This window comes from Streptosporangium sp. H13245 (assembly GCF_055690525.1).
Genome location: NZ_JBSZKT010000088.1, coordinates 1 through 583 on the forward strand (window position 1 = coordinate 1; position 583 = coordinate 583).

1 protein-coding gene is annotated in these 583 nt (G+C 70.2%); it reads left to right on the forward strand.

The window, feature by feature from the left end; all coding sequences use genetic code 11:
- Positions 1 to 12: 12 nt before the first annotated feature.
- The coding region (locus tag ACW9TB_RS39365) for an ABC transporter ATP-binding protein (RefSeq protein ID WP_472753214.1) at positions 13 to 583 on the forward strand (571 nt) is incomplete at its 3' end.

Below are 583 nucleotides of genomic sequence, written 5' to 3' on the forward strand. Positions count from 1 at the left end.
CAGGGAGGTTCCGTGAGTCTGCTGAGCGTGACCGATCTGCGCCTGACCTTCGGCGGGCTGGTGGCCATCGACGGCTTGTCGTTCTCGGTGGGCGAGGCGGAGATCGTCTCGGTGATCGGGCCCAACGGGGCGGGCAAGACGTCGGCCTTCAACTGCGTGACCGGCTTCTACCGGCCGACCTTGGGCCGGATCACCCTGCGTGGCAGGGACGTGGCGGGGCTGCGGCCCTCGGCCATCGCGGGGTTGGGGGTCGCGCGGACCTTCCAGAACCTGCGGCTGTTCGGTGAGCTGTCGGTCTTGGACAACGTGCGTGCCGGATCGCATCTGTGGCTGCGCCAGAGCGTCTGGGACGCGTTGTTGCACACCCCGCGCTACCGGCGCTCTGAGCGCGAGTGCACCGAGCGGGCCCATCACTGGCTGGACTTCGTCGGGCTGCGCGGCGACCGGTATGGGCGGGCCGGGAGCCTTCCCTACGGCGAGCAGCGTCGTACCGAGATCGCCCGTGCTCTGGCCCGCCGCCCTGACCTGTTGTTGCTGGACGAGCCCGCGGCCGGGCTCAACCAGGGGGAGAAGGCCGAGATGC